Genomic DNA, 537 nt, shown 5'->3' with positions numbered 1-537 from the left:
TTTTCCACAATGCATCTAAACCGTATGGATTTTCGATAACTTCTTTAGTTGGTGCTGCTGCATCCGCTGGAGCGGCTGCTGGTGCTGCGGCGTCAACTGGTGCTGCTGGTGCAGTAGCAGAAGCTGCCGGTGCTGCCGGAGCAGAAGCTGCTTCGTCAGCGAAAACCGGGGCTGCAACGGTAGCGCTCAATGCCAAGAGGGCAGTCGCCAGGAATGCGGAGATACGAGATTTCATTATGGTGCTTCCTTCTAACAAAATAAGATTGGACGGGGGATTAATATTTTGCATTACGCCCCCTTTTTTTATAAGTGACTTGCGCCGTTACTAAATTTTTTTACTAAAATTATTTGATACCGTAGTATCCAGATTCTGCCGCAAGCAAGCTGCCTCACCTGCGTCAGTTTCTATCAGTCAAGCTTCCACACGTACTGAACCTTAGTCCAAGTCTGTTGCGGTTTGCCGTCCACGGTACCTGGTTTGTTTTTGCATGAACCCGACATCAACTGTGAGCGCACTGCATTATCCAAACCGCGGAA

General features: G+C 49.0%; 1 pseudogene. It reads right to left on the bottom strand.

The features are described from left to right. A pseudogene (locus H8K32_RS19985) lies at nt 1–235 on the bottom strand (MotA/TolQ/ExbB proton channel family protein); the annotation flags it as partial. Between the last annotated feature and the right edge of the window lie 302 nt (nt 236–537).

Origin of the sequence: Cognatundibacterium jejuense (assembly GCF_014284255.1) — a bacterium.
In the GTDB taxonomy this organism is placed as follows: domain Bacteria; phylum Pseudomonadota; class Gammaproteobacteria; order Burkholderiales; family Burkholderiaceae_D; genus Undibacterium; species Undibacterium jejuense.
Note: the sequence above shows the minus strand (reverse complement) of the source record. Positions and strands in the feature narration are given on the sequence as shown.